The sequence below is a fragment of the Pseudomonas fluorescens group sp. PF-1 genome, assembly GCF_054481335.1.
In genome coordinates, this window is sequence record NZ_JBTMNG010000002.1 from 2,730,564 (window position 1) to 2,756,749 (window position 26,186).

A 26,186-nucleotide genomic window follows, 5' to 3' on the forward strand; every position below is an offset into this window, starting at 1 on the left:
CGTCGGAGCGCCGCCCGGAGCGGGCTCGCTCCTACAGGGGTTTGTGTGAAGCATCAGCCCAGCGCGGGCAGCGGCCCCAGCTTGCCTTTGTGGTAGACCATCGGCGTCACCGGTTGCGCGGGCAGAATCAGGTTCTTCACTGCGCCGACGATGATGGCGTGATCGCCGCCGTCGTATTCGCGCCACAGTTCGCACTCGATGATTGCCGTGGCCTTGGCCAGTAGCGGGTTGCCGAGTTCGCTCAGGTGCCAGTCGATGCCTTTGGCCTTGTCCTTGCCTTTGCCGGCAAAGGCATAGGCTTCGGCGGTCTGGTCGGCGGACAGCAAGTGAATCGCGAATTGCTTGCTGTCGCGCAGCACCGGGTAGGTGTCCGAGGCATAGTTGGGGCAGAACAGCACCAGCGCCGGATCGATCGACAGCGCACTGAACGCGCTGGCGGTGATGCCGACGATGCCACCGTCGGGGTCCAGGGTGGTGACCACCGTGACGCCGGACGGAAACGAACTCATCACGTCTTTGTAAATGCCGGGTTCGATCATTTCTCTGGACTCCTAGCGCATCACGAACGGGTCAGGCATTGGCGCCTGGGAAAGGTTGATCCACACCGTTTTCAGCTCGGTGTAGGCCAGCACCGAATCGATGCCGCTTTCGCGTCCATAGCCACTGTTCTTGAACCCGCCGATCGGCGCCATGGCCGAAACCGCGCGGTAGGTGTTGACCCAGATGATCCCCGAACGCACGTCACGGGCCAGGCGATGGGCACGGCCCAGGTCACGGGTCCAGATGCCGGCGGCGAGGCCGAACTGCGAGTCGTTGGCGATCGCCAGGGCTTCGGCTTCGTCCTTGAAACGGATGACCGAAGCCACCGGGCCAAAGACTTCTTCCTGCATGATCTTCATCGAGTTGCGGTCGCATTCGAACAAGGTCGGTTCGTAGAACCAGCCGTCTCCGAGATTCTGCGGACGCTTGCCGCCCAGGCGCAGCTTTGCACCTTCGGCAATGGCATCGGCGACCAGGCCTTCAACCACCGCCAGTTGCTGCGCCGTGGCCATCGGGCCCATTTCGCTGCTGTCTTCCTGCGGGTTGCCGATGCGGATGCGCTGGGCGCGCTCCACCAGGCGCCCGACGAATTCGTCGTAGATCTCGTCCTGCACCAACAGGCGCGAACCCGATACGCAGCTCTGTCCGGAGGCGGCGTAGATCCCGGCGATGGCGCCGTTGATCGCGCTGTCGAGGTCGGCGTCGGCGAAAATGATGTTCGGGGATTTGCCGCCCAGTTCCAGGGACAGCTTGGCGAAGTTCTCCGCGCTGCTGCGCACCACATGCCGCGCCGTCGCCGCACCGCCGGTGAAGGCGATTTTACGGATCAGCGGATGGCGGGTGAGGGCGGCGCCGGTGCTTGGGCCATAACCGGTGACGACGTTGACCACGCCCGGCGGAATCCCGGCTTCGAGGGCCAGGCGCGCCAGCTCCAGAATGGTCGCCGAGGCATGTTCGGACGGCTTGATCACGATGGTGTTGCCCGCCGCCAGGGCCGGGGCGAGTTTGATCGCGGTCAGGTACAGCGGGCTGTTCCACGGAATGATCGCGGCGACCACGCCCATGGCTTCATGCACGGTGTAGGCAAACAGGTCCGGCTTGTCCAGCGGCAGGGTGCCGCCTTCGAGCTTGTCGGCCAGGCCTGCGGTGTAGTGGAAGAACTCCGGCAGATAGCCGACCTGGCCACGGGTTTCGCGGATCAGCTTGCCGTTGTCGCGGCTTTCCAGCTGCGCCAGTTGTTCCTTGTTTTCGGCGATCAAGTCGCCCAGGCGCCGCAGCAGTTTGCCGCGGGCGGTGGCGGTCAGGCCACGCCAGGCCGGGCTGTCGAAAGCGCTCTGCGCGGCCTGCACGGCGCGCTCGACGTCGGCTTCGTCGGCATCGGGCAGTTCGGCCCAGGGTTCGGCCAGGGCCGGGTTCAGGCTTTCGAAGGTCTTGCCGGACAGGGCATCGACCCATTCACCGCCGATGCACATCTGGAAGCGTGCGAGTGTCATGCAACGATCCCCTTGATTTGGTTTGGTCGGGAGTGCGCTTTATCGAGAAACTCCAGCAACAGCTGGTTGACCAGGCGCGGCGATTCTACGGGCATCATATGCCGCTGCTCGGCGAGGACGGCAACTGCCGCGCCGGGAATGCGCTCGGCCAGTTGCCGGGCCATTTCCGGCGTCGAGCCAGGGTCCAGTTCTCCGGTGGCGATCAGGGTCGGCACCTGGATGCCGGGCAGGTCCTCGGCGCGGTACATGTCCTGGGTTGCAAACAGCTCATAGGTGGTCAGGTAGCCCTGGGGGTCATTGCCTGCCAGCGTCTGGCGAATCGCGGCGATCTGCGCCGGATTGGCCGCCTGGTATTCGCGGCTGAACCAGCGCGACAACGCCGCTTCGGCGTTGGCGTCCGGTCCATGCTCGGCGGCCTGGCTGGTGCGGGCGATCACCCCGGCGCGCTGTTCAGCGCTGCGGTTGAACACGCTGTTGAGCACCACCAGGCTTTGCAAACGTTGCGGGTAATGCAGGGCAAAGGCCCGTGCCACCAGCCCGCCCATGGAAAAACCGATCACCGCCGCCTTGGGCAATTGCAGGTGATCGAGCAGCTCCAGCAACTGGTCGGCATAGCCGAGCAGGGGCGTGCCGCTTTCCGGGCGCGGGCTGGCGCCATGACCGAGCATGTCGTAGGCGATGACCCGGTACTGGGAGGCCAGGCCAACGATCTGGCCGCCCCACATTTCTTTGTTCAGGCCCACGCCGTGGATCAAGACCACGGGCTGGCCTTGGCCGGTCGCCAGGTAACTGGTGCCAGCCGGGGTGAGTTCAGCGGTGAGCCGAATCATGGAGCGCTCCTGCAAACCTTTTTGTTGTAGTGACCGACCGTCTTACTGGGCTTTTTCGGCCGCCAGTTCTTCCAGGTCGATGTAACGGTTGCCGATGCGTGGGTGCAGGCGGCCGCCATCGGCGCAACCCAGGACGACGACTATTTCGTCGGCACGCGGCGCGTCTTCGATCTGCATTTCCAGGGTGATGTAGTGCGAACGCAGGCCTTCATCGTCCTTGTGCATCATCGGGATCTGGATCGAGGTGCCCGGGCCGCCGCGCTTGTTGGTGAAGCTCAGGTAGCTCTTGGCTTTCACGGCTTCGCGGTAATGGTTGCCAAAGCGCAGGGTGTGGATCACGGCCGAGGCGTGTTCGATTTCGCCGTCGGCGCCGACCACGGCAGCCTTGCCGTAGGCTTCGATCTTCTCGGCACCGCCGATCAGGCCCACCAGGCGTTCAACCATCATGGCGCCAAGGTCGGAGCAGTTGGCGCGGATTTGCGGTTTCAGGTCTTCGACAAAGCCGTTGCCCACCCAAGGGTTTTTCATCACCACGGCCAGCCCGACCATGGTCACAGGCTTATCACTGGCCTTGCCGCCTTCGATAAAGGTTTCTTCGATGTAGCTGACGATCTTGCGGATTTCAAAACTCATGAGCGGCTCCATTTCAGAGTGAAAAGTGTCTGTGCGTCTGATGGTATACCATAATACCGTTAGCGCAAGACCCTGAATGGAGTTTCTGGTCGGAAGGTGCGCAAACCCGCCAGCCATTGATCGGATGCCGGTCTTGAACAGTTGAAAAAGGGGAGCAGCCATATCCCTGCCATGCCGATCGGTGGCAGGCGATTGCGGCGCTGCGTTGGGCAATGCGTTGAAGTTAACGGTGACGTTACGCGACGAAGCCTGAGCGCGGCGTCGAAGGACCCGCGTCAGGCTTCAATGTATGGCCGGTCAGTGATCAGGCCGCCATGCCGTCGCCGAGCGACTTCTTATAAGAAGCCTTCATCGACTCCATTTGTGCCCCCAGTTCATCCAGTTGCGCTTTGCCCAAGAGTTTTTTGGCCTGAGGAAACATCTCCGTTTCTTCTTCTTCGATGTGATGCTCAAGCAACTCCTTGACCACCTTGGCGCGTCCGGAAAACTCCACGCTGGCCGGGTCTGTGGCCTTCAGGTCAGGCAGCACCAGGGAGTCGACCGTGCGGTGCTCTTCCTTCGCCTCGTAGTACATTTTTTCCTGTTCTTTACCGCCGGCTTTTTTGTAGGCCGGGTAGAGAATTTCTTCTTCAAGCTTGGTGTGGAGGGTGATCTCCATTTCCAGCTTGCCAATCAGCTCGGCGCGTTTTTTTACCGCGCGCTCGGTGGAGTCGTTCAGCTGGGTCAGGATGGCTTTTACTCGTTCATGGTCGGCTTTCAGGATGTCGATGGCGTTCATGGTTCAGCCTCTGCTGTCACGGGAAGTCAGGACCGGTCGTTGCCGGCAATCTCTGTGGTTGCCCCAGGACAGGAGCATGAGCTGTGCCAATCTGGTTGCGCGAAAAATGCCATTGAGATCAATGATTTGGCGCAGGAAGTGGCGAAAAGCCTCATGCAGCTTGCCCGAGCGCTGTCGTGCCGGCATTGCAAATCGCGGACAGGGGCGCTGGGGCGAAGGTGTTGGCGCAGCATTCTGTATTGCCACCGGTCCATGGCCTGGGAAAGCCGATGGAATTTTTCGTAGCCGGCCAAATCTCCTGTTCAACGAGCAGCGTTTCGTTTAATCGTCACTGGATGTCAGGGACAGTCGAAATGCATGGCCCAGGAGAATGACCTCATGACCGTGTTCACACTTTTGTCCGGCACATCCTCGACACTGACTGATTCAAGTCATGAACGGTGCCGCGACCTCTACGGCGTGTTGTACAGCAAGGCTCCCGATGCCGGATCAAGGGCGGAAACCTTCCTGCGCCAACAACTGGCCCGCGCCGCTGAGCTGCCTTGTGACTTGCCCGAAACGCCGGAGCAATTGTCGGCATGGGCCGAACGGCATTGTGCCGAGGTGGCACGCGACTATGCCCGGTACATCGAGGAGCGCCAGCAGGGCGGCGCACGGCGCTATTTTCAGAACAAGGCTCACGCGCTGTATTTCCTGCAACGGGTAGCGCCGACCAAAGAGGTCGATGGCGCCTGGCTGGAGGGGGGGGTGGATGGCTGGCAGGACCAACGGTTCGACGGTCCGGTCAGCACCTGCATTCCGATTACTGTCGGATCGAGGGCAGGACCGTGAACGAGTGGCTGTCGGCGGCCGGGCAGGTGGAGGACTTTCTCGGCGCACTGGAGCGCAAGGGTTGGATCAAGCGCCATTGTCCACCACAGGAAAGTTGCTTCTGGAATTTGATCGAAGGCAGCACCGCCGCCATGTTCGGCGTGTTCAGCGGATACGAGAAGCAACTGCTGCGCGACTGGATGGCCGGTGACTGGCAAGACCCGAAACGTCAGCCATCACCGCGTCGCAAGCACGACGAGAACCACGCCGACGCCGGGTGGGCAGATGATCCGGAACTCAAGGTATTGCAGGACACCCTGAGCGAGCAATCGCCACGGCAACAGCTTGAGTCGTTGATTCCGTGGCTCTCGGCGCAACGTCATTGCCGTCCGGCCGGGCTCTACGCCACTCGACGCTTCATTGAATTGCGTACCCGTCGGCGCTGACCCCTTTGCACAGACTCAAGGAGCGCCACATGTCAGCACAACAAAACGCCGATCAAGGCTTACTGGAGTGGGGCAGGCGCCTGCTCGCCGAGCATTATCGTTTCGTCACCCCGACCCCGCTGACCCACCAAAGGGTTCTTCAGCGCCTGGCGACACCGCTGGCAAGGGACCTGCGCGATGTTTTCGGGTGGTCGATGCCGTTCGATCACCGGTTGTTTGCGACGGAGGCACTGGCGGCGCTGGAGCAGGCAGGCATCGTCGAAAGGGAGGGCTCGCTGTGGCGCAGCACTGTGCGCTGGTCAACCCTGGAAGGATTGCTGTTCGCCCATTCGGCGTACCCGACGACCCAGACCGACTCGGTGTTTTTCGGTCCCGACAGCTACCGCTTTGCCCGGTTGATCGAAGCGCATTTGCAGCAGTGTTTCGAGCCTGTGCGGCGCGTGGTGGACATCGGTTGTGGTGCCGGCGTCGGCGCGTTGATCGTCGCCCGCGCCCGACGCGAGGCGTGACCATGAGCCGCCTCGGGGGGTGAGGCGGTCAGCAGATCAATGCATCTTGCTGTGGTCCATCATCTTGTTGTGATCCATGGTGCCCAGCGCCCTGGCTTCAGCTTCGACGTTGATCGTTTCTTTCTCGCCCTTGGCGTTTTCCACGACCAGGGTCAGCGGCACTTTGCTGCCTTCCTGAACCTGGGCATTCAAGTCCATCAACATGACGTGGTAGCCGCCCGGATCGAGGCTCACCGGTTTGCCGGCCGGCAGCTCGACGGACTCGACCTGACCCATTTTCATCACGTCGTCTTTCATGCTCATCTGGTGGATTTGCACGGTCTTGGCGACGGGCGACTGTACGCTCAGCAGTTTGCTGTCGGTGTCCGCCTGCAGGGTCATGAAGGCCCCGGTCGAAGGCTGGCCAGCCACCGTCGCGCGGACCCAGGCGTCGTTGACCAGGGTTTGCGCCGATGCTTGCCAGGCCATGCCGATCAGGGACAGGCCCAGGGCCAGTTGTTTAAAACGCTTTGCGTACAACGAAGTCATCAGCAGACCTCCATGACGGTGAGCAGGTCTTCTGCGCACTCTTTTGCGGTAAGGGACGCGGACAGCCCGAGGCGCAAGTTGCCTCTGGAGTCGAAGACGTAGCTGGTCGCGGTGTGGGAGAGGGTGTAGGTGTCGCCGCTCGGGACCTTTTCATAAAACACGCCGAACTCCTTGGCGGTGGCGGCGGTTTCTTCCAGGGTGCCATAGAGCGCCTCGAAGCTCGGGTCGAAGGCCTTGACGTATTTGTCGAGCATTTGCGGGGTATCGCGCTCGGGGTCCAGGGTGATGAAGATCACTTGCAGGCGTTCGCCGTCGCGGCCCATCAGTTTCTTGGCCTGGGCGGCGCGGGCCAGTGTCGTCGGGCACACCGCGGGGCACTGGGTGAAACCGAAGAAGATCATCGGCATCAGGCCACGGTAGCTGCCGAGCATCCGGGTCTCGCCCTGGGCGTCCTTGAGCTTGAAGTTACGCCCCATGATCTTGTCGCTCAGATCCTTGCCGTATTTGAACGACAGCTTGCTGCTGTCATCACAGCCGGCGAGCAGGCCAAGGCTCAGCAGGCCCATGCCTTGAAGGACTGTGCGACGGGTATACAACGTACTCATGGAAAAAAGCTTCCTGTGTCACCACTGAAAAACCACAGTGCCTGACGTATCAGGCGAAAAAAAGCGCGTGGATGTTAACAAACTGTTGCCCTGTGGCGCTCAATCGGTCGCCCGCCGGTCATGCGCCAAATGGTCGCGGCCAGCCGTTCACAACCCGGCTAATCGCGCCTTTGCGGACACGGTGCAGATGCAGCCGCGTGCGCGATTGATGGTCGGAGATCCCGATGACGACAACGACTCAATGGTTTTAACGGGCGGGCACTAGCCGATGGATTCGGCGTGTTCGTCTACTTCTTTTTTGCGGTGCCTTCAGTGTTGGACATTTGAGTCAAGCTCAAATGCCGGGGTGTGTTCGGCTATATAACGAGCCCGCTCTAAGCGAGATAAGGTATCTGTTTGTATAAGCCCGAATTGTTGCAGGAATTGATAATTACTTTCACGGGAAACCGGATCAATGTTTCGGTGCGAAAGTGTTATAAGTTTTTCGCCTTAGGGCCTGCCATGTAATAAAAATAAACCGTTATAAAACGGTGTATCACTCTGCGCATTCAAAAGATTGCGACTTAGAGCCTTTTTTTCTTATCTGCCATTGACTTACGACTGTTCGCTTTTGACGGCCCGACTTCAGGGGATGCCCTGCTTTCTGCGCATTGAGAGACGAGGCAGTTCTATTAAAAAACAGGGGAACGAACAATGTCTTTGAAGTGGAATTTGGTGGCGCTGGCTGTTTCACTGGGTGTTAGTCAACTAGCGTCGGCCGCTGGTGTGGAAGACCAAGCGACTGCCAAGGGGTTTGTTGAAGGCAGCAGTTTGAACCTCCTACTTCGCAACTTTTATTTTGATCGTGACGGTAAAAATACGGCGGGCGACAAACAGGACTGGTTGCAAGTGACACAAGGCAACTTCACTTCCGGCTTCACCCAAGGCACCGTCGGCTTTGGTGTGGATGCTTACGGGTATTGGGGGGTGAAGCTGGACGGTGGCAAAGGCAATGCGGATTCCGGCAACTTGCCGGTCGACAGCAACGGCCGGCCGAAGGATGATTTCAGCAGCGCAGGCGCGTCGATCAAGGCCCGGTTCTCCAAGACTGAACTGCACTATGGCAACTTGCAGCCCAACAACCCGGTCCTGGCCACGGCGGGTACGCGCGCCACGCCTCAAACGGCGACCGGTTTCAACCTGTTGAGCAGCGAAATCGAAGGGTTGAACCTCGACGCCGGGCACTTCACCGCCAGTAACGGTTCGACCACAACCAACAATAGCCATGACCTGTATGCCGGTTATGCAAACGTGGCGGCCAAGAGTATTGACTACCTCGGCGGCAAGTACACGCTGACCGATAACTTGTCCATGAGCTTGTTTGCGTCGGACCTCAAAGACGTCTGGCACCAATACTATGGCAATGCCAACTACACGATCCCGTTCACTGCCGATCAGTCACTGAACCTGGACTTCAATATCTACCGCACCCTCGATTCCGGCCAGTCCAAAGCCGGCGCCATCGACAACACCACCTGGTCGATGGCTGCGGCGTACTCTTTCCTGAGTGCTCACACCGTTACACTGGCGTTCCAGAAAGTTCATGGCGACACGCCGTTTGACTATGTGGCCGTTGGTAATAACAAGTCGGGTGATTTGGCCGACTCCATCTTCCTGGCCAACTCGGTTCAGTACTCTGACTTTAACGGCCCTGGCGAAAAATCCTGGCAGGCCCGTTACGACCTGAACATGGCGGCCTATGGCGTGCCCGGGCTGAGCTTTATGACGCGCTACCTGAACGGCGACAATATCGACGGCACCCACATGCCGGTCGGCAGCGCCTACCAGGCCTATGGTTATGGCTCTGACGGCAAGCACCACGAAACCAACTTCGAAGCCAAATACGTGGTGCAGACCGGTCCAGCCAAAGACTTGTCGATGCGGGTGCGTCAAGCCTGGCACCGCGGTAACGCCGATCAGGCGGAAGGGGATTACAACGAAACCCGTCTGATCGTGGATTACCCGATCTCGATTTTCTAAGCGCAAGACCGCCGGTCAGGCCCGATGGGCGCACCGCGTTGACGGCCAGTTTCAGCCCTGCTGAAGCTGGCCGTTTTGTTTACATAAAGCGCTTCCCTGGATGCACTTTTAAAGCGCCGTGGCGGGCGACGTGCACCAGTGCGAGGCGATTTGTCGGGTGATTCAGCGTCACCTGTCACCCGCCGTCGGAACGCTTCCATCCTGCCGGGAACGCCTCTGACCCAACCTCGCAAGGCCATTTCCATCGCGTGATGGACCCGTTTCGCGTGTCGCGCAAAGCATCCGTCACCCACTGGCACAAAGGCTGCATTAATCCCCTCAAGTCCATCTGAAAAAGAGGGACAGCCCTCTCGGTCAACGACGATCGACTGGCCGCACAGGTCGTGGGCTACATCGGTGGATCAGGCATAGCCGTCTGGTTTCAACACCGCAAAAGAACAGGCAAAGACGCCTGGAACCGCAAGGTTTCAGGCGTTTTTTTTTGCTTTTTTTTACCGTGATTGGCTTTGGCAGGTGTCGTTTATGAATTCCAATGTAGCCACGTTGAACAAGCTGCAAACGCTGGTCGTGATCGGCAACGGCATGGTCGGACATCATTGTGTGGAACAGTTGATCGAGCGCGGAGCCCTTGATCGCTATCGCTTGCACGTCTTCAGCGAAGAGCCGATGCGCGCTTACGACCGTGTGCACCTTTCCGAATACTTCTCCGGCCGCGACGCCGAGTCGTTGGCGCTGAGCGATGCATCGTTGTACCAGACGCCCGGCGTCACCCTGCACCTGGGGGTGCCGGTGCTGGAAATCGACCGCGAGCGTCGTCAGGTCATCACCGCGCAAGGGTGTGTCAGCTACGACAAACTGGTCCTGGCCACCGGCTCCTACCCCTTTGTGCCGCCGATTGAAGGCGCTGAAGGCGATTCGCGCCTGGTCTATCGCACCCTCGAAGACCTCGATGCCATTCGAGCGGCGGCGGGCAATGCCCGGCGCGGCGTCGTGGTCGGCGGTGGCCTGCTCGGTCTGGAAGCGGCCAACGCGCTCAAGCGCCTGGGCCTTGAAGCCCACGTCGTGGAGTTCGCCCCGCGCCTGATGCCGGTGCAACTGGACGATCTGGGTGGCCTGGCGCTCAAGGCACAAATCGAACGCCTGGGCGTCGGGGTACACCTGTCCCGCGCCACGCAATCGATCAGCGCCGGTGAGGACTACCGCTATCGGATGAATTTTGCCAACGACGAATTTCTCGAAACCGACCTGGTGGTGTTCTCCGCCGGTATTCGCGCCCAGGATGCGCTGGCTCGCCAATGTGCGCTGGAGATCGGCCCCCGCGGTGGCGTGGTGATCGACGACACCTGCTTGAGCTGCGACCCGAATATCTATGCCATCGGTGAGTGCGCATCGTGGAATGGCAGCCTGTTCGGCCTGGTCGCGCCCGGCTATCAAATGGCGCGCAGCGTCGCCGCGCGGCTGTGCGATGACGTGGCCGAGCCGTTCCAGGGCGCCGACATGTCGACCAAACTCAAACTGCTGGGCGTCGATGTCGGCTCCATCGGCGACGCCCACGCCCATACGCCGGGTGCCCGCAGCTACCAGTTCATCGACGAGACCAGCGCCGGCTACCGGCGCCTGGTGGTGGACGCCACCGGCAAGCGCGTGCTGGGTGCGGTGCTGATCGGCGACAACAGCTACTACGACACCCTGCTGCAATACATGCAGAACGCGATTGCCTTGCCGTCCGAACCGGCCGCGCTGATTCTGCCGTCGTCCGAAGGCGCGCCGACCCTGGGGCCGGGCGCCTTGCCGGAAGCGGCGACGATCTGCTCTTGCCACAACGTGACCAAGGGCGCCATCTGCTCGGCCATCGACGGCGGTTGCACCGACCTGGGTCTGCTCAAGTCACAGACCAAGGCCTGTACCGGCTGCGGCGGTTGCGCCGGTCTGCTCAAGCAAGTGTTCGAGCATGAGTTGACCGCCCGGGGCGTCAGTGTCGACAAGAGCCTGTGCGAGCACTTCGCCTACACCCGCCAGGAGCTGTATGCGCTGGTTCGGGTGGAAGGGCTCATCACCTTCGACGAACTGCTGGCCAGACATGGCCGGGGTCACACCGGTTGCGACGTGTGCAAGCCGGCCGTGGGCTCGATCCTCGCCTCGTGCTGGAACCAGCCGATCATGGACCCGTCGCTGGTGCCGTTGCAGGACACCAACGACACCTTCATGGCCAACATGCAGAAGAACGGCACCTATTCGGTGGTGCCGCGCATTCCCGGTGGCGAGATCACGGCCGACAAGCTGATTGCCATAGGCGTGGTCGCGAAGAAATACGACCTCTACACCAAGATCACCGGCGGCCAGCGCATTGACCTGTTCGGCGCCCAGTTGCATGAGTTGCCGGACATCTGGGCCGAGTTGATCGAAGCCGGTTTCGAAACCGGGCACGCCTACGGCAAATCGACCCGTACGGTGAAATCTTGCGTCGGCAGCACCTGGTGCCGCTACGGCGTGCAGGACAGTGTGCAAATGGCCCTGACCCTCGAGGATCGCTACAAGGGCCTGCGTTCGCCGCACAAGCTCAAGTTCGCCGTCTCCGGTTGCACCCGCGAGTGCGCCGAGGCGCAAAGCAAGGACGTCGGCGTGATTGCCACCGAGAAAGGCTGGAACCTCTACATCGCCGGTAACGGAGGCATGCGTCCACGTCACGCCGAGTTGTTCGCCACCGACCTGGACGACGCGACCCTGATCCGCTACATCGACCGCTTCCTGATGTTCTACATCCGCACCGCCGACAAACTGCAGCGCACCTCGGTCTGGCGCGAAAGCCTGGAGGGCGGCCTGGATTACCTCAAGGATGTGATCCTCCACGACAGCCTGGGCCTGGGCGCCGAACTGGAGTCGCAGATGCAGCTGGTGGTCAACCGCTATGAATGTGAGTGGGCCAACGCCCTCAAGGACCCGGAAAAGCTCAAGCGCTTCCGCACCTTCGTCAACGATAAACGCCCGGACCCGGACATTCACTTTGTCCAGGAACGTGGTCAACGCCGGCCGATCATGGCGGCCGAACTCAACCTGATCCCTGTTACCGAGGAGACTGTCTGATGACTCAGTCCAATACCCAACGCGTTGAAACCGGTGCGTCAGCTGTCTGGCAATCGGTGTGCAATCAGCAGGATCTGGTGAATGACTCCGGTGTGGTGGTGTGGCTGGACGGCGCGCAAGTGGCGCTGTTCTACCTGCCGGGCGTCGAGGGCAAAAACCTCTACGCCATCGACAATCACGACCCGCAATCGGGGGCCAATGTCATCGGTCGCGGCCTGGTCGGCAGCCTCAAGGGCGATCTGGTGGTGGCGTCGCCGATCTACAAGCAGCATTTCCGCCTGGAGGACGGCACCTGCCTGGAGTACCCGCAACAGCGTCTGCGGGTCTGGCCGGTGCGGTTGAATGATGGGGTCGTGGAGGTCGGGGTGGCCTGACAACACACTTTTGTGGGCGTTGCGGCGCGGCGATCCGACTTGCCAGCGTTAGAGGTATTTGTCCGTGACGGCGCCTTCAGAGGCGCTGGACACGGTCTTCGCGTATTTGGCCAACACCCCGCGTTTGTACTTCGGCTCCGGCCGCACCCAACGGCTCTTGCGTTCGGCCAGTTCGGCATCCGGCACATCGACCGTGATCTGTCGGGTTTCGGCGTCGATGGTGATGTTGTCACCGTTTTCGACCAGCGCAATCGGCCCGCCGTCAAACGCCTCGGGCGTGATATGCCCCACGACAAAACCGTGTGAGCCGCCGGAGAAACGGCCGTCGGTGATCAGCGCCACCTCCTTGCCCAATCCCTTGCCCATCACCGCCGAGGTCGGCGAGAGCATTTCGCGCATGCCCGGTCCGCCCTTGGGGCCTTCGTAACGGATCACGATCACTTCGCCAGGTTGCACTTCACCGTTGAGGATGCCCGCCAGCGCATCTTCTTCGCCGTGGTAGACCCGTGCCGTGCCTTCAAAGCGCAGGCCTTCCTTGCCGGTGATCTTGGCCACGGCACCGGTGGGCGAGAGATTGCCGTGCAGGATCACCAGGTGCGAGTCCTTCTTGACCGGTTGGTCGAAGGGCAGGATCACGTCCTGGCCGGCCGGGTAGTCGGGGACGTGCGCGAGGTTTTCGGCCAGGGTCTTGCCGGTGACGGTCAGCACATCGCCATGCAGCATCCCGGCTGCCAGCATGCGTTTCATCAAGGGTTGAATGCCGCCGATGGCCACCAGTTCGCTCATCATGTATTTGCCGCTGGGGCGCAGGTCGGCGACCACGGGAGAAACCTTGCCCAGCTCGACGAAGTCATCGAGGGTCAGTTCGACATCGACCGCATGGGCCATGGCCAACAGGTGCAACACGGCGTTGGTCGAGCCGGCGAGGGCGATCACCACGCGGATGGCATTTTCGAAGGCCTTGCGGGTCATGATGTCGCGCGGTTTGAGGTCAAGCTTGAGCAGTTCCATGACCTGCTGGCCGGCCCGGAAACTGTCCGACGCCTTGTCGCTGCCGATGGCCTCCTGGGAGCTGGAACCGGGCAGGCTCATGCCCAGCGCCTCGATGGCCGACGCCATGGTGTTGGCGGTGTACATGCCGCCGCACGAACCGGGGCCGGGAATGGCCACTTCCTCGATCTGTTTGACCTGGATCTCGCTGATATCGCCGCGCGCGTGCTGGCCCACGGCCTCGAACACGGAAATGATGTCGGTGTGCCCGGCGCCGGGGCGGATGGTGCCGCCATAGACGAAGATCGACGGCCGGTTCAGCCGCGCCATGCCGATCAGGCAGCCCGGCATGTTCTTGTCGCAACCGCCCAGGGTCACCAGTCCGTCGAAGCCTTCGCAACCGGCCACCACCTCGATGGAGTCGGCAATCACCTCACGGGACACCAGCGAATATTTCATGCCTTCGGTGCCGTTGGCGATGCCGTCGGAAATGGTGATGGTGTTGAAAATCACGCCCTTGGCACCGGCGGCATTCGCGCCTTTTTCGGCTTCGATCGCGAGTTTGTCGATGTGCATGTTGCAAGGTGTGACCATGGCCCAGGTGGAGGCAATGCCGATTTGCGGTTTCTTGAAGTCTTCGTCGGTGAAGCCCACTGCACGGAGCATGGCGCGGGCGGGTGCGGCCTCCACGCCGTCGATGACTTGAGAGGAGTGTTTGCGCAGATCGTCTTTATCGCTCATGGGCGGTTCCTCACAGGCTCGACGGATGACCAGTGAGTATAGTCGCCCCTGCACCGCAAGCCTGGCGCCTGCTGATCCATCAACCGCGGGTTTGCCGTGTCGTGATATTCTTCGCGCCAACTTGGTTTGACCTATTCGGTTTTCCTGTCCTTGAGACGGGCGAACGGAATCACTGTCGCTCAAGTAGCTGAATCCAAAAAAGATAAAAAGTCAGTTCAGAAGGGACATATAACTGGGGTCGATACAGTCGGCCTTGTGTGCCCACCCTCCGGATGTCATGCGCGAGAACCTGCGGCAGCCTGCCTGAATGCCGTAAATCAAGGCTCGTGAGTGAAGCTGGAAGGGCGGATTGCGTTTTATCATAGGTGCTACAGATGTTTAAAAAAGTGAACACGGCCCTGCTGGGGCTGGCCCTGTCGTTGGGGATGACGACGGCCCAGGCCGAAGAAGCCAGGAAAGTCGACGTGCTGCTGATTGGTGGCGGCATCATGAGTGCGACCCTTGGCGTGTGGCTCAATGAGCTGGAACCCGGTACCTCGATGGAAATGATCGAGCGTCTCGATGGCGTCGCCCTGGAGAGCTCCAACGGCTGGAACAACGCCGGTACCGGTCACTCCGCCCTGGCTGAATTGAACTACACCCCGGAAGACGAGAACGGCAAAGTCTCGATCCCGAAAGCCGTTGAAATCAACGAAGCTTTCCAGATCTCCCGTCAGTTCTGGGCCTGGCAGGTTCAGCAAGGCGTGCTGAAAAACCCGCGTTCGTTCATCAACTCCACGCCGCACATGAGCTTTGTGTGGGGCGATGACAACATCAAGTTCCTGAAAAAGCGCTACGAAGCCCTGCAAGCGAGCCCGCTGTTCGCCGGCATGCAGTACTCCGAAGACCCGGCGGTGATCAAGAAGTGGGTTCCGCTGATGATGGAAGGGCGCGACCCGAACCAGAAAGTCGCGGCCACCTGGTCTCCGATCGGCACCGACGTGAACTTCGGCGAAATCACGCGTCAATTCGTGGCTCACCTGCAAACCACGCCGAAATTCGACTTGAAGCTGTCCAGCGAAGTGCAGGACATCACCAAGAACGCAGACGGCAGCTGGCGCGTCAGCTACAAAAACCTCAAAGACGGCAGCCAATCCGAAACCGACGCCAGGTTCGTGTTCATCGGCGCTGGCGGCGGTGCCCTGCACCTGCTGCAGAAGTCCGGCATTCCTGAAGCCAGGGAATACGCAGGCTTCCCTGTGGGTGGCTCGTTCCTGGTGACTGATAACCCGGCCATCGCCGAGCAACACCTGGCCAAGGCCTACGGCAAAGCCTCCGTTGGCGCACCGCCGATGTCGGTTCCGCACCTGGACACCCGCGTCCTGGACGGCAAGCGCGTGATCCTGTTTGGCCCGTTCGCGACCTTCTCGACCAAGTTCCTCAAGGAAGGTTCGTACCTTGACCTGCTGACCACCACGACCACGCACAACGTGTGGCCAATGACCAAGGTCGGCATCAAGGAATACCCGCTGGTCGAGTACCTGGCCGGTCAGTTGATGCTGTCGGATGAAGACCGCCTCAATGCCCTGAAGGAATACTTCCCGAACGCCAAGGCCGAAGACTGGCGCCTGTGGCAAGCGGGCCAGCGCGTGCAGATCATCAAGCGTGATGAAGCCGCCGGTGGCGTGCTGAAGCTGGGCACCGAGATCGTCGCTTCCCAGGACGGCACCATCGCCGGCCTGCTGGGCGCATCGCCAGGCGCTTCGACCGCTGCACCGATCATGCTGTCGGTACTGCAGAAAGTCTTCAAGGACAAGGTCGCGACCCCGGCCTGGCAAGAGAAGCTGCATCAGATCGTGCCGAGCTACGGCACTGCGCTCAATGCCAGCCCCGAGAAAGTGGCGCAAGAGTGGGCCTACACCGCCAAGGTGCTGGAACTGACTCCGCCACCGGTGATCGGTCAGGTTGCTGCTCCGGCTGTCGAGGCTGAAAAGCCGAAGGCGCCAAAGGAGAACGCCTCGACGGATATGGCGTTGTGATCCGCAGGTCCCGTCGTTGTGAACGGGACGCCCGGATGAGCTGATCCGCGATAAAGAAAGCCCGCTGAACCGGTGACGGTCAGCGGGCTTTTCTTTGGGATTTTAATGGCATTGCGGCAGGGCAATACCTGTAGGAGCTGGCCTGTCGGGTCGCCGCATCGCAGCGATGGTCGTTAACGAGAATGCGTGTGGCCTGGTTATACGCGGCGCACTGGACTCCATCGCCACCCGCAGGTTGTGCGTTTACCGGGCTCGCGTGCAGAGCCTTGTTCTGGGCGGACTTTGATCTGATCCGTATTTTTCTGCGCTTTCTGCCTCTGTAACGTACTCAGCTGGCGCGCCACAATAACGGTACGGTCGGCAGTCGCCGCCGTGATTGCACCGTACTTTCAAGCTGGAGGAAGACTTATGGGCAAGATGGCATTTTTTCTCGGTGGCTTTCTGATACTGACGATCCTGATCGGCGTGCTGGCCACTATTTCACCGGTTTAACGCTGCCAGTGTCATGACCCCCCTGCCTTGATCTTGAATACCGCAATATAAAAATGTATACAGCGATCACGTGCGCGGTCTTAAACAAGGAATGACTCATGACCATGGCCCTGAGTGGTAAAGAAGCGGTAGGCGAACGTTACGACCTGGAATCGATGCGCCATGCGCAGCAAATGACCTGGAAGGCGATCGATCAGATTGCCCGCGTCATCACTCCGGGCATGCGCGAGTCCGAGGCGCAGTTGCTCGGCAAGCAGGTGTTGTCCGAACTGGGCATGGATCGAATCTGGCATCCACTGCTGGTGCGCTTCGGTGCCAATACGCTCAAGACGTTCAAGCAGCGTTCCGATGGCGACCCGCAATTGGGCGAAGAGGACATTTTCTTCATCGACATGGGCGTGGTCTGGCAGGGCCACGAAGGGGATGCCGGCGCAACATTCACCACCGGTTCCGATCCGCAAATGATCGCCTGTGCGGCGGCGGCCAAGGATCTGTTTGACCGGGTCGAAAGCTTTTGGCGCAGCGAGCGGGTGTCCGGCGTGGCGCTTTATGACTATGCCGCCGCTCAGGCAACGGCCATGGGCTGGAGGCTCAATCTGGACATCAAGGGTCACCGGGTCAGCGATTTTCCCCATGCGATCTACCGGGGTGGCGACCTCGGGGATCTGGATCAATGCCCGAATACCGGCCTGTGGATTCTGGAAATCCAGATCGCCCATCCCGAGCGTCCCTTCGGCGCGTTCTATGAGGATTTGCTGATTTGACCGTCGAGTGAAGCGGCGTCCCGGGAAATTGCGCTATTGTCGCTGGCCAGCACTGGAGCGATTTACAAGGGACGAAGCACATGACATTGACTGTCGAAAGCCTGGTCAGCATTGCAATGACCAACCCCATCAACGCTGAATTGACCGCACGTTTGCCTGCACTGGGTTTGTCCGAGTGCATGCTCACGGCCGGTTGCCTGTTCCAGGCTGTATGGAACCATCAGGCGCAGTGGCCGGCCGCATGGGGCGTGAAGGACTACGACGTTTTCTACTTCGACGAGGATCTGTCCTGGGAGGCCGAGAATGAGGTCATTCAGTGCGCGCAGCGTCTGTTCCGGGACCTGGACGCCAACGTCGAGATCAGGAACCAGGCTCGCGTGCACCTGTGGTACGGCCAGCGGTTTGGCGGTGCCTATCCTCAGCTTCAGTCGGCCAGGGACGGAATCGATCGCTACCTGATCGCCGGCACCTGCATCGGTCTGGATGTTGAAACCGGCGAGCTCTATGCACCCAACGGCCTGGCCGACACCGAGCACGGCCTGCTGCGTATCAATCGCAAGAATCCCAAGCCGGAGCTGTTCGCGCAGAAGGCGAAAAGTTATCAGGCGCGCTGGCCCTGGCTCAGGATCGTTGAACCTGATATGCCGTGACCCTTTGCGCAGGCGAGAAGCGCTGGCAGCGCCTCCATCGAACCTCTGCCGGCGACTTCAGATCCGCGCCAGCGCCTGAGCCAGATCCCCACGCAGGTCTTCGACATCTTCGACCCCCACGGATAAGCGCACCAGCGCATCGCCGATACCCAACTGTGCACGGGTGTCGGCGGGGATGGTGGCGTGGGTCATGATCGCCGGGTGCTCGATCAGGCTTTCCACACCCCCCAGGCTTTCGGCCAGGGCAAAGATCCGGACGTTTTCGAGGAACCGCCTGGAACCGGCCAGGTCGGTGTTGAGGTCGAGCGAAATCATCCCGCCGTAACCGCGCATTTGTCGCCGCGCCAGCTCGTGCTGCGGGTGCGATGCCAGGCCCGGATAGTAGACGCGCGCCACCTGTGGCTGGCGTTCCAGCCATTGCGCCAGCTCCAGCGCATTGCTGCAGTGACGTTCCATGCGCAGCGCCAGGGTCTTGACCCCGCGCAGGGTGAGAAAGGCGTCGAACGGGCCGGCAATCGCGCCCACTGCGTTCTGCAAAAAGCCCAGGCGCTCGGCCAGTTCGGCGTTCTGCCCGACCACGGCGATACCACCGATCACGTCGGAGTGGCCGTTGAGGTACTTGGTCGTCGAGTGCAGCACGATGTCGAAACCCAGCTCCAGCGGGCGCTGGATATAGGGGCTGGCAAAGGTGTTGTCGGCCACGCAGATAATGCCCCGTGCACGGCAGATTCGGGCGATGGCGGCGAGGTCGGACAGGCGCAGCAAGGGATTGCTCGGCGTCTCGACCATGACCATCCGGGTGTCGTCTTGCAGTGCTGCCTCGAACGCCGCCAGGTCGGTCAAGTCGACGAAGCTGAAGCGATGCCCGGCGCTGCGCTGGCGCACCTTGTCGAACAGGCGGAAGGTCCCGCCGTACAAATCATTGCCCGAGACCACGTGCGAGCCGGCGTCGAGCAGTTCCAGCACGGTGGAGATCGTTGCCAGCCCGGACGCGAAAGCAAAGGCCTGGGTGCCCCCTTCGAGATCGGCCACGCAACGCTCCAGTGCCCAGCGCGTCGGGTTGTGCGAGCGTCCGTAATCGAGGCCTTTGTGCACGCCGGGGCTTTGTTGCAAATAGGTGGAGTTGGCATAAATGGGTGGCATCAGCGCCCCGGTGGAAGGGTCCGGCGCCTGTCCCGCGTGGATCACCCGGGTGGCGAAGCCCTGTGGCGCGGCGTCTTTATCGTGCTGACTCATGCTAGGGATCTCCGTAAGTGATTGAGCATGTCGAACCGGGTAATCAGGCCATGAAAGCCCGACGCGTCGGCGATGATGGCCACCAGGCCGCGGTCGAGCTCTGCCTGCAGCTCGGCCAGGCTGGCGCCGGGCGGCAGGGTTTGCAGTTTGTCGGTCATCGCGCCGGCCACGGTCAGGCGAAATTGCGAGGCGTCCTGGTGCACACGCAACAGAATGTCGGACTCGTCGATCACCCCGATCAGCCGCTGGCCATCGACCAGCACCGGCAGTTGCGACACATCCGCCAGGCGCATGCGCTGGAAGGCGGTGAGCAGGGTGTCATCGGGGCCGACGCTGATCACCCGGCCATCTTCGAAACGCCGCGCGATCACGTCGCGCAGGTCGCCGTAGCGCTTGCTCTGCAGCAGGCCCTGATCGGACATCCACTGGTCGTTGTAGACCTTCGACAGGTAGCGGGTGCCGGTGTCACAGACGAAGCTGACCACCCGTTTCGGCTCGGTCTGCTCGCGGCAGTATCGCAGCGCCGCGGCCAGCAACGTACCGGTCGAGGAGCCGCCGAGGATGCCTTCGGCGCGCAGCAGTTGCCGGGCATGATCGAAGCTTTCCTCGTCGCTGATCGAGTAGGCGTGGCGCACACTGGAAAGGTCGGCAATCGAAGGAATGAAGTCCTCGCCGATGCCTTCCACCGCCCAGGAGCCGGGCGTCGGCAGGGTGCCATCGCGGCTGTATTGGGCCATCACTGAACCGACCGGGTCAGCCAGCACCATCTCCAGGTCCGGCTGCACCCGTTTGAAGAAACGCGTCAGCCCGGTCAGCGTGCCGGCCGAACCGACGCCGACCACAATGGCGTCCACATCATGCTGGGTCTGCGCCCAGATCTCCGGGGCGGTGCTGCACTCGTGGGCCAGTGGGTTGGCGGGGTTGTTGAACTGGTCGGCGAAGAAGGCGTCGGGGATGTCCTGTGCCAGCCGCGCGGCGACGTCCTGGTAGTACTCGGGATGGCCCTTGCCGACGTCGGAGCGGGTGATGTGCACTTCGGCGCCCATGGCCTTGAGGTGCAGGACTTTTTCCGTGGACATTTTGTCCGGCACCACCAGCACCACCCGGTAGCCCTTGGCGCGACCGACCAGGGCCAGGCCGAGGCCGGTATTGCCGGCGGTGGCTTCAACGATGGTGCCACCGGGCTGCAGGCGGCCATCGCGCTCGGCGGTATCGATCATCGCCAGCCCGATACGGTCCTTGATCGACCCACCGGGGTTCTGCGATTCAAGCTTGAGGAACAAGGTGCACGGGCCGGTATCGAAACGGCTGACACGCACCAGCGGCGTGTTGCCGATCAGTTCGAGTACGGCGGGGCGGGAGTCGTTTGGCATGTCGTCACCTCCTGTGGAAATTCGCACTGGAAAGACAGAAACCAGCGGCGCGTCATCGCACCATTTGCGGCAAATCTTCGTTTGGACCATAGGCCGGGATTGCCTCTGCCGCAACCTGAGGCGGCCAGTCGGTCATGTCGTCTGCGCGTGTCAACGGTCCCCGACTGTGGGGGAAATTCCTGTGTTTGGGCGGTTTTTGGGGGGAGAGGGGAACTGCGCTCGGGCGTTGGTTTTACCGCAGGATTCGTCGTCTACAGGGTTGCCGCGATCATGACCAGGTTCAACGCCTGCATGAACGGCGTGATCGTCGCCAGGCCTGTGGCCTGTAGGGCGATCATGATTATCGTCTGCGCCGGATTCAGCGCCAGAGCGGCCAGCAGCTGAATGTCCGTGGCGACCTGCTCGGCAATGCCGATGACCGTGGACGTTGTCGAGCTCAGCAATGACGTGGCCGACAACGTCGCCAGGACGATCACCCCTGCCACGGCAAGGATGAATACTGCCACCCATGCTTGCGCCCCCATGTCTACCTCCGCTGCCGATTGTGCCGATGCGCACCATCAGCCAAAGCAAGGGGCGGGCCAATGCCCGGCAGCGGCTAGCGAAACCGCTGCGCAATGGCCTCGGCAAACGGATAGAGCGAAAAGTAAGGCCGGGCTTCGTCGATGACCCGCTGGAGCGACGGCCGCTGGGTCAACCGTTCGAAATACCCCTGCAAGTGCCGGCAGTCCGCGGGAAACGGCAGCAAGGTGCTGGCATAGAAAAGGGCCGGGCAGGCGGCGCAGTCGGCCAGGCTGAAGTCCGGGCTGGCCACCCAGGTGCGACCGGCCAACTGGCGCTCGAGCATGCCATAGGCGGTCATCAGCGCGGCGCGCTCGCGGGTCAGGTCGCCATGGGTCCCACGCAGGCGATCGGCAACGATCTGTTGCATCGGGGTCTGCACATGAAGGTCGAAGAAGCGGTCCCACAGGCGCACTTCCAGCGCGGTGTCCCAATCAGCGGGAATCAGCGGGTGCCGGCCAGCATGGAAGTGGTCCAGGTACTCGATGATGACACTCGACTCCGCCAGGTTGCGCTGGCGCGCGTGATCGCGGATGACCGGGAACTTGCACGGCGGCCAGAGCGCCTGGAGCACTGAGCGGTCCGCCTCGCTGGTGAGGTCGATGATTTTCTTTTCGAATTCGATGGCCTGTTCGTAGAGCGCGACCAGCACTTTGTGGCAGTACGACGACAGCGGATGGTAGTAAAGAGTCAGCGGCATCTTTCAGCTCCGGCTTGCAGGGCGACCCTTGCAGTATTGGCCAGGGTCCGGCAACACGCCTCTGTCACGCCTCGAAATGTTTTAAGCGTTTCGCCGAGCGCCAGCCGCCAACACCGCCATCCGTCACTTCCCAACCTTGATACCCATGGCCATTCATCGGGCGCGCCCTCGTGCGTGCGGAAGTTGGCGGCGAAAAAACCGAATAACGATAAGAAATCACCGGGAACACCCCCAGGGCAGCGGACACGTTCAGGAACGTCGGTTTCTCGCTGCGCAATGGCCAGTCGAACACCGAAGGCGGCCTCGACGTTGATCAGAGCCGCTTCTTCGTCAACGACACGCGGTCGCTGTTGTAAGTCTAGGGGGACTTTTTCAGGCGGTACGCCAGCGCGGGCCGGGTCAGGCCCAGCAGGCGGGCCGCCTCCGAGACGTTGTGCTGGCTGCGTTCCATGGCTGCCTGAATCAACGCATCCTCCACGCCGTCCAGGCCGATACCGCTGTCGATGATGGTGTCGATCCAGTCCTGGTCGCTGGCAAGCGCCGATTTGACCAGGCGTCCATCGCTGGCCAGGCCAATGCTTTCGGCCAGTTGCGGTGAATGCGGGAAGAGGGCGTCGACGGTGATGCTCTGGTTCTCATCGGTGATGATCACGCCGCGCTCCATCAGGTTTTCCAGCTCGCGGATATTGCCGGGCCAGTCGTAGTGCAGGCACACCTGCAGCGCCCGGTCCGACAGGCCCAGGGTTTTTTTTTTGTAGCTGGCGTGGAGTTTTTCCAGGAAGTGTTCGATCAGCAGCGGGATGTCTTCGCGGCGTTCGCGCAAGGCCGGAATGCGCACCGGGAACACGTTCAGACGGTAGAACAGGTCCGCCCGGAAACGCCCTTGCTTGACCGCGTTTTCCAGGTCTTCGTGGGTCGCGGTGATGACCCGCACGTCGACCTTGCGGGTCTGCGAATCACCGACCCGTTCCAGCTCCTCTTCCTGCAAGACCCGCAGCAGCGAGGCTTGCGCGCGCGGGGTCAATTCGACGATTTCATCGAGGAACAGCGAGCCGCCATTGGCCCGCTCGAAACGCCCCATGCGCGATTGCTGGGCACCGGTGTAGGCGCCTTTTTCCACGCCGAACAGTTCGGCTTCGATCAGGTCGGGCGGGATGGCGGCGCAGTTCAGCGCGACAAAGGGCCCGCCGGCCCGTTCGCTGCGCAAGTGCAGGCTGCGGGCGATCACTTCCTTGCCCACGCCGGTCTCGCCCAACAGCAACACCGAGGCCTTGCCCAGGGCCACCTTGTCGATCAGTGCGCAGGTCCTGCGGTACACCGCCGACTGGCCGATGCCGTAGAACTTGCCGGCTTCAATCTGCAAGCGCTGGCGCATGTTGGCCACTTGCACCTGCAGCGCTTGCAATTCATCGATGATCGGGTCGCTCTGGAAGTAACGCATGATCTCTTCGGCGTCGTCCCACTGCTCGGCGGGCTTGCCGATGATCCGGCAATGCGCGTCGCCGCAACCGCGGCAACTGACCTCCTTGTAGATGATTTGCCGGCCGAGGAAGAAGGAGCTGTAGCTGATGGCATAACCGAGCAGCATCCAGCACACCGGCTGATCGGAGTGGAGGTTCTCGGTCCGGCAGTTTTCCACTTCAAAGGAGTCCTGCCATTCGATATCGGCGTAGAACTGGCCGTTCTCCAGATCGATGTCGATGGTCTGCGGGCGCACGTTGACCATGCCCTTGAGCGAGTGCAGTTGGGGGCCGGTGAAGAACATGTCCACATCACTGCCCTGGGGCCGCAACTTGCGCGCCAGCTCCGCATCCTTGAGCCCGGACTGATAGCCCAGGCGCAGGAAAAATCCCTTGGCGCGCTCGACGCCGAGCATCTCGATCAACTCGCGTCTGCACGATGCCATCATCGAAACCTGGATCAACAACATGCGTTGTTCATCCAGCCAGATTTTCCCTTCGCTGCCGAGAAAGCGAACCTGGTCGCTCAGGTCCTTGAGCGACGGCGGGTGCTGGGTAGCCTTGTACGTGGTGATCATTCAGTGCGCCCCTGATTTGTAGTTATTGGGGTGGCGATGCGGTCCGCTCAGGCTTTTGGCGGATTGTTCCAGGCATCGTAGCGACCTCGGTTTTTCAGGCAAGGCAAGGTCGCTTTTTCTTTTTCTAAGCGGCCTGAAAGCGGACCAAAAGTCAATCGCCGGATGATCGCTCATTTGCTCGAAGGGGCCGGGGGCGATTGATCAAATGATCAATTTGCCGCTGCCGAGGTCTTGTCCGGCAGCCGCTCTTGAACCCTGCCTGGTGGTCGGTGCGCGCGTTTAACTGTTTGTTTTTAAACAAATAAAAAATCGATTTCGAACGATTTTTCGTCGCTGGCACCCTTGTTGCTCCGTACCCCCGACCATAACAAGGGAGTACCCGAGCATGAGCCAACCTGGCAGCACTTTCGATCAGATGCCGCGCTACATCCGTGTACGCAGCGAGCCTGACGCTACCTTCGTCGAATTCGATTTCGCCATCGGCTATCCCGACCTGTTTGTCGAGTTGGTAATGCCGCATCAGGCGTTCCAGCAGTTTTGCGAAAACAACCGCGTGCAGCACATGGACGCCCAGATGTCCGAGGCCCTCGACGCCGATGCGCAGAAGTGGCGCTACGGCGAAACCCGCGACGCTGATCAGGTCGCCGCCCCCCCAACACAACAAAAACCACAGGAGTCCACTCCATGAGTGTCGAGATCAAGACGACGACCGTCGAGACGATCCGCAACACCTTCAGCCACACCCGTCGCCGCTTTGGCGACAAGGTGGCCAGCCGTTATCAGGAAGCCAGTTTCGACCTGGAGTCGGCGACCAATTTCCATTACCGGCCGCTGTGGCAGCCAGACAAGTTGCTCAACGACGCCACCCGCACGGCGGTGGTCATGGCCGACTGGTACGCCGTCAGCGACCCGCGCCAGTACTACTACGGCGCCTATGTCCAGGCCCGGGCCAAGATGCAGGAAAACGCCGAGCACGATTACGCGTTCTGCGAGAAGCGCGACATGCTCGCCGGTCTGTCCGGCGCCAATGTCCAGTTGATCAGCACGCTGTTGTTGCCGCTGCGCCACGCCGAGATGGGCGCCAACATGAACAACAGCAACATCGCCGCCGATGGCTTTGGCACCAGCGTGACCCAGATGCACATGTTCCAGGCCATGGACCGCCTGGGCATCGCCCAATACCTGTCGCGCATCGGCCTGATGCTCGACGACGGCGATGTCCTGCTGCTGGCCCAGGCCAAGCAACAGTGGCTCAAAGACCCGGCATGGCAGGGCATGCGCCGCTACGTCGAGGACACCCTGGTGGTGCGCGACTGGTTCGAATTGACCGTGGCGCAAAACCTGGTCAGCGACGGCCTGGTGTACCCGCTGCTGTTCCACAAACTCGACGAACAGCTGACGGCCAACGGCGCCGGCCAGGTAGGCATGCTGACCGAATTCATGCGCCTGTGGTTTGCCGAGAGCCAGCGTTGGGTCGATGCCTTGCTCAAGACCGTGGTCAACGAAAGCGCCGCCAACAAGACGCTGGTGCAAGGCTGGGTCGATCACTGGAGCCATCGCTCGGTCGAGGCGCTGCAAGCGCTGGCGGCCCTGGGTCTCGATCCATCGGCGCTGGATGCGGTGTGCAGCGAATTCGACTCGCGCTTGAAAAAACTCGGCCTGACAGGAGCCCAAGCATGACTTCCCTCGTTTACATGAACCTGCAGGACACCGACTACGCGCGCTCGATCGTCGACGCCATCGTCCAGGACAACCCCCATGCCGAGATCCAGCACCAGCCTTCGATGATCCGCATTGAAGCCCAGGGCCGGCTGGATATCCGCCGCGAGACGGTCGAGGCGCTGACCGGCAGCGTCTGGGACATTCAGGAAATGCTGATGTACGTGATCACCCTGGGCGGCAACGTCGTGGAAGAGGACGACAGTTTTTCCCTGTACTGGAACAACTGATCCATCGCCGACAGCCGTTTGATCC

At 61.3% G+C, this 26,186-nt stretch carries 23 protein-coding genes and 2 pseudogenes; 11 read left to right on the forward strand and 14 right to left on the reverse strand.

Annotated elements, in window-relative coordinates; translation table 11 throughout:
* Positions 1-53: 53 nt before the first annotated feature.
* The 5 genes from ACX3YD_RS27485 to ACX3YD_RS27505 all read right to left on the reverse strand — a co-directional run bounded on the left by ACX3YD_RS27485 (position 54) and on the right by ACX3YD_RS27505 (position 4,274).
* Positions 54-539, reverse strand: a complete 486-nt coding sequence (locus tag ACX3YD_RS27485) for a flavin reductase family protein (RefSeq protein ID WP_047527880.1) — start codon at positions 537-539, stop codon at positions 54-56.
* Between the two features lie 12 nt (positions 540-551).
* A complete protein-coding gene (locus ACX3YD_RS27490) occupies positions 552-2,033 on the reverse strand; it encodes an aldehyde dehydrogenase (RefSeq protein WP_103404888.1) in 1,482 nt (493 codons plus the stop codon).
* On the reverse strand, positions 2,030-2,863 hold the full coding sequence (locus ACX3YD_RS27495; protein WP_103404887.1) for an alpha/beta fold hydrolase: 834 nt from the start codon (positions 2,861-2,863) through the stop codon (positions 2,030-2,032). Before ACX3YD_RS27495 ends, ACX3YD_RS27490 begins: the two co-directional genes overlap by 4 nt.
* A gap of 42 nt (positions 2,864-2,905) precedes the next feature.
* On the reverse strand, positions 2,906-3,496 hold the full coding sequence (locus tag ACX3YD_RS27500) for an amino acid synthesis family protein (protein WP_047527885.1): 591 nt from the start codon (positions 3,494-3,496) through the stop codon (positions 2,906-2,908).
* A gap of 304 nt (positions 3,497-3,800) precedes the next feature.
* A complete protein-coding gene (locus ACX3YD_RS27505; protein ID WP_103404886.1) occupies positions 3,801-4,274 on the reverse strand; it encodes a hemerythrin domain-containing protein in 474 nt (157 codons plus the stop codon).
* Positions 4,275-4,652: 378 nt separating this feature from the next.
* Between ACX3YD_RS27505 and ACX3YD_RS27510 the strand changes: the two are divergent.
* Both ACX3YD_RS27510 and ACX3YD_RS27515 read left to right on the forward strand, forming a co-directional pair.
* A pseudogene (locus ACX3YD_RS27510) lies at positions 4,653-5,530 on the forward strand (hypothetical protein).
* Between the two features lie 29 nt (positions 5,531-5,559).
* Positions 5,560-6,036: pseudogene (locus tag ACX3YD_RS27515) on the forward strand (SAM-dependent methyltransferase); the annotation flags it as partial.
* Positions 6,037-6,075: 39 nt separating this feature from the next.
* Here the strand turns inward: ACX3YD_RS27515 and ACX3YD_RS27520 are convergent.
* Together ACX3YD_RS27520 and ACX3YD_RS27525 are read right to left on the reverse strand one after the other, a co-directional pair.
* Positions 6,076-6,567, reverse strand: a complete 492-nt coding sequence (locus tag ACX3YD_RS27520) for a copper chaperone PCu(A)C (RefSeq protein ID WP_458961530.1) — start codon at positions 6,565-6,567, stop codon at positions 6,076-6,078.
* Positions 6,567-7,172, reverse strand: coding sequence for an SCO family protein (locus tag ACX3YD_RS27525; protein WP_090319609.1), 606 nt, complete (start codon positions 7,170-7,172; stop codon positions 6,567-6,569). The genes ACX3YD_RS27520 and ACX3YD_RS27525 overlap by 1 nt, the downstream gene beginning before the upstream one ends.
* Before the next feature lie 693 nt (positions 7,173-7,865).
* Here ACX3YD_RS27525 and ACX3YD_RS27530 point away from each other — a divergent pair.
* The 3 genes from ACX3YD_RS27530 to nirD all read left to right on the forward strand — a co-directional run bounded on the left by ACX3YD_RS27530 (position 7,866) and on the right by nirD (position 12,649).
* On the forward strand, positions 7,866-9,191 hold the full coding sequence (locus ACX3YD_RS27530) for an OprD family porin (protein ID WP_047527902.1): 1,326 nt from the start codon (positions 7,866-7,868) through the stop codon (positions 9,189-9,191).
* Between the two features lie 522 nt (positions 9,192-9,713).
* Positions 9,714-12,275 carry a nitrite reductase large subunit NirB gene (gene nirB, locus ACX3YD_RS27535; protein ID WP_458961531.1) on the forward strand — a complete coding sequence of 854 codons (2,562 nt, stop codon included), beginning with the start codon at positions 9,714-9,716 and terminating at the stop codon, positions 12,273-12,275.
* Positions 12,275-12,649, forward strand: coding sequence for a nitrite reductase small subunit NirD (gene nirD / locus ACX3YD_RS27540; protein WP_458961532.1), 375 nt, complete (start codon positions 12,275-12,277; stop codon positions 12,647-12,649). The genes nirB and nirD overlap by 1 nt, the downstream gene beginning before the upstream one ends.
* 48 nt (positions 12,650-12,697) lie before the next feature.
* Here nirD and ilvD read toward each other — a convergent pair whose 3' ends face one another.
* Positions 12,698-14,380, reverse strand: a complete 1,683-nt coding sequence (ilvD, locus tag ACX3YD_RS27545; RefSeq protein ID WP_458961533.1) for a dihydroxy-acid dehydratase — start codon at positions 14,378-14,380, stop codon at positions 12,698-12,700.
* Between the two features lie 374 nt (positions 14,381-14,754).
* On the opposite strand from ilvD, the gene mqo reads away from it, so the two are divergent.
* The 3 genes from mqo to ACX3YD_RS27560 all read left to right on the forward strand — a co-directional run bounded on the left by mqo (position 14,755) and on the right by ACX3YD_RS27560 (position 18,304).
* Positions 14,755-16,398, forward strand: coding sequence for a malate dehydrogenase (quinone) (gene mqo / locus ACX3YD_RS27550; RefSeq protein WP_458961534.1), 1,644 nt, complete (start codon positions 14,755-14,757; stop codon positions 16,396-16,398).
* Positions 16,399-16,988: 590 nt separating this feature from the next.
* Complete coding sequence (locus tag ACX3YD_RS27555) at positions 16,989-17,654, forward strand: M24 family metallopeptidase (RefSeq protein ID WP_103404878.1); 666 nt, start codon at positions 16,989-16,991, stop codon at positions 17,652-17,654.
* An 80-nt stretch (positions 17,655-17,734) separates the two neighbouring features.
* Entirely contained in the window at positions 17,735-18,304 is a 570-nt protein-coding gene (locus tag ACX3YD_RS27560) for a nucleotidyltransferase family protein (RefSeq protein ID WP_458961535.1), read from the forward strand.
* Positions 18,305-18,361: 57 nt separating this feature from the next.
* Here the strand turns inward: ACX3YD_RS27560 and ACX3YD_RS27565 are convergent, their stop codons facing one another.
* The 6 genes from ACX3YD_RS27565 to ACX3YD_RS27590 all read right to left on the reverse strand — a co-directional run bounded on the left by ACX3YD_RS27565 (position 18,362) and on the right by ACX3YD_RS27590 (position 24,212).
* Entirely contained in the window at positions 18,362-19,540 is a 1,179-nt protein-coding gene (locus ACX3YD_RS27565) for a trans-sulfuration enzyme family protein (protein WP_047527914.1), read from the reverse strand.
* The gene (locus ACX3YD_RS27570) at positions 19,537-20,913 is read right to left on the reverse strand and encodes a pyridoxal-phosphate dependent enzyme (protein ID WP_047527915.1); all 1,377 of its coding nucleotides are present in this window, start codon (positions 20,911-20,913) and stop codon (positions 19,537-19,539) included. Before ACX3YD_RS27570 ends, ACX3YD_RS27565 begins: the two co-directional genes overlap by 4 nt.
* A gap of 251 nt (positions 20,914-21,164) precedes the next feature.
* Positions 21,165-21,437, reverse strand: a complete 273-nt coding sequence (locus ACX3YD_RS27575; RefSeq protein ID WP_103404876.1) for a hypothetical protein — start codon at positions 21,435-21,437, stop codon at positions 21,165-21,167.
* A gap of 74 nt (positions 21,438-21,511) precedes the next feature.
* Entirely contained in the window at positions 21,512-22,174 is a 663-nt protein-coding gene (locus ACX3YD_RS27580) for a glutathione S-transferase family protein (protein WP_458961536.1), read from the reverse strand.
* Between the two features lie 64 nt (positions 22,175-22,238).
* Positions 22,239-22,466, reverse strand: a complete 228-nt coding sequence (locus ACX3YD_RS27585; RefSeq protein ID WP_458961537.1) for a hypothetical protein — start codon at positions 22,464-22,466, stop codon at positions 22,239-22,241.
* Positions 22,467-22,532: 66 nt separating this feature from the next.
* Entirely contained in the window at positions 22,533-24,212 is a 1,680-nt protein-coding gene (locus ACX3YD_RS27590) for a sigma 54-interacting transcriptional regulator (RefSeq protein WP_458961538.1), read from the reverse strand.
* Between the two features lie 385 nt (positions 24,213-24,597).
* Between ACX3YD_RS27590 and ACX3YD_RS27595 the strand changes: the two genes are divergently transcribed.
* The 3 genes from ACX3YD_RS27595 to ACX3YD_RS27605 are packed head-to-tail and all read left to right on the forward strand — an operon-like array spanning position 24,598 to position 26,161.
* Entirely contained in the window at positions 24,598-24,900 is a 303-nt protein-coding gene (locus tag ACX3YD_RS27595; protein WP_458961539.1) for a phenol hydroxylase subunit, read from the forward strand.
* The gene (locus ACX3YD_RS27600) at positions 24,897-25,892 is read left to right on the forward strand and encodes an aromatic/alkene monooxygenase hydroxylase subunit beta (RefSeq protein WP_458961540.1); all 996 of its coding nucleotides are present in this window, start codon (positions 24,897-24,899) and stop codon (positions 25,890-25,892) included. The genes ACX3YD_RS27595 and ACX3YD_RS27600 overlap by 4 nt, the downstream gene beginning before the upstream one ends.
* Complete coding sequence (locus ACX3YD_RS27605) at positions 25,889-26,161, forward strand: MmoB/DmpM family protein (protein WP_103404871.1); 273 nt, start codon at positions 25,889-25,891, stop codon at positions 26,159-26,161. Before ACX3YD_RS27600 ends, ACX3YD_RS27605 begins: the two co-directional genes overlap by 4 nt.
* Positions 26,162-26,186: the final 25 nt, after the last annotated feature.

Excerpts from the sequence above, each read along its gene's own strand:
- ACX3YD_RS27570 (WP_047527915.1), bottom strand. The coding sequence starts at position 20,913 with ATGCCAAACGACTCCCGCCCCGCCGTACTCGAACTGATCGGCAACACG.
- ACX3YD_RS27490 (WP_103404888.1), bottom strand. The coding sequence starts at position 2,033 with ATGACACTCGCACGCTTCCAGATGTGCATCGGCGGTGAATGGGTCGAT.
- ACX3YD_RS27525 (WP_090319609.1), bottom strand. The coding sequence starts at position 7,172 with ATGAGTACGTTGTATACCCGTCGCACAGTCCTTCAAGGCATGGGCCTG.
- ACX3YD_RS27530 (WP_047527902.1), top strand. The coding sequence starts at position 7,866 with ATGTCTTTGAAGTGGAATTTGGTGGCGCTGGCTGTTTCACTGGGTGTT.
- ACX3YD_RS27595 (WP_458961539.1), top strand. The coding sequence starts at position 24,598 with ATGAGCCAACCTGGCAGCACTTTCGATCAGATGCCGCGCTACATCCGT.
- mqo (WP_458961534.1), top strand. The coding sequence starts at position 14,755 with ATGTTTAAAAAAGTGAACACGGCCCTGCTGGGGCTGGCCCTGTCGTTG.
- ACX3YD_RS27590 (WP_458961538.1), bottom strand. The coding sequence starts at position 24,212 with ATGATCACCACGTACAAGGCTACCCAGCACCCGCCGTCGCTCAAGGAC.
- ACX3YD_RS27500 (WP_047527885.1), bottom strand. The coding sequence starts at position 3,496 with ATGAGTTTTGAAATCCGCAAGATCGTCAGCTACATCGAAGAAACCTTT.
- ACX3YD_RS27560 (WP_458961535.1), top strand. The coding sequence starts at position 17,735 with ATGACATTGACTGTCGAAAGCCTGGTCAGCATTGCAATGACCAACCCC.
- ACX3YD_RS27575 (WP_103404876.1), bottom strand. The coding sequence starts at position 21,437 with ATGGGGGCGCAAGCATGGGTGGCAGTATTCATCCTTGCCGTGGCAGGG.
- ACX3YD_RS27520 (WP_458961530.1), bottom strand. The coding sequence starts at position 6,567 with ATGACTTCGTTGTACGCAAAGCGTTTTAAACAACTGGCCCTGGGCCTG.
- ACX3YD_RS27565 (WP_047527914.1), bottom strand. The coding sequence starts at position 19,540 with ATGAGTCAGCACGATAAAGACGCCGCGCCACAGGGCTTCGCCACCCGG.
- ACX3YD_RS27605 (WP_103404871.1), top strand. The coding sequence starts at position 25,889 with ATGACTTCCCTCGTTTACATGAACCTGCAGGACACCGACTACGCGCGC.
- nirD (WP_458961532.1), top strand. The coding sequence starts at position 12,275 with ATGACTCAGTCCAATACCCAACGCGTTGAAACCGGTGCGTCAGCTGTC.
- ilvD (WP_458961533.1), bottom strand. The coding sequence starts at position 14,380 with ATGAGCGATAAAGACGATCTGCGCAAACACTCCTCTCAAGTCATCGAC.
- ACX3YD_RS27495 (WP_103404887.1), bottom strand. The coding sequence starts at position 2,863 with ATGATTCGGCTCACCGCTGAACTCACCCCGGCTGGCACCAGTTACCTG.
- nirB (WP_458961531.1), top strand. The coding sequence starts at position 9,714 with ATGAATTCCAATGTAGCCACGTTGAACAAGCTGCAAACGCTGGTCGTG.
- ACX3YD_RS27485 (WP_047527880.1), bottom strand. The coding sequence starts at position 539 with ATGATCGAACCCGGCATTTACAAAGACGTGATGAGTTCGTTTCCGTCC.
- ACX3YD_RS27600 (WP_458961540.1), top strand. The coding sequence starts at position 24,897 with ATGAGTGTCGAGATCAAGACGACGACCGTCGAGACGATCCGCAACACC.
- ACX3YD_RS27580 (WP_458961536.1), bottom strand. The coding sequence starts at position 22,174 with ATGCCGCTGACTCTTTACTACCATCCGCTGTCGTCGTACTGCCACAAA.
- ACX3YD_RS27555 (WP_103404878.1), top strand. The coding sequence starts at position 16,989 with ATGACCATGGCCCTGAGTGGTAAAGAAGCGGTAGGCGAACGTTACGAC.
- ACX3YD_RS27505 (WP_103404886.1), bottom strand. The coding sequence starts at position 4,274 with ATGAACGCCATCGACATCCTGAAAGCCGACCATGAACGAGTAAAAGCC.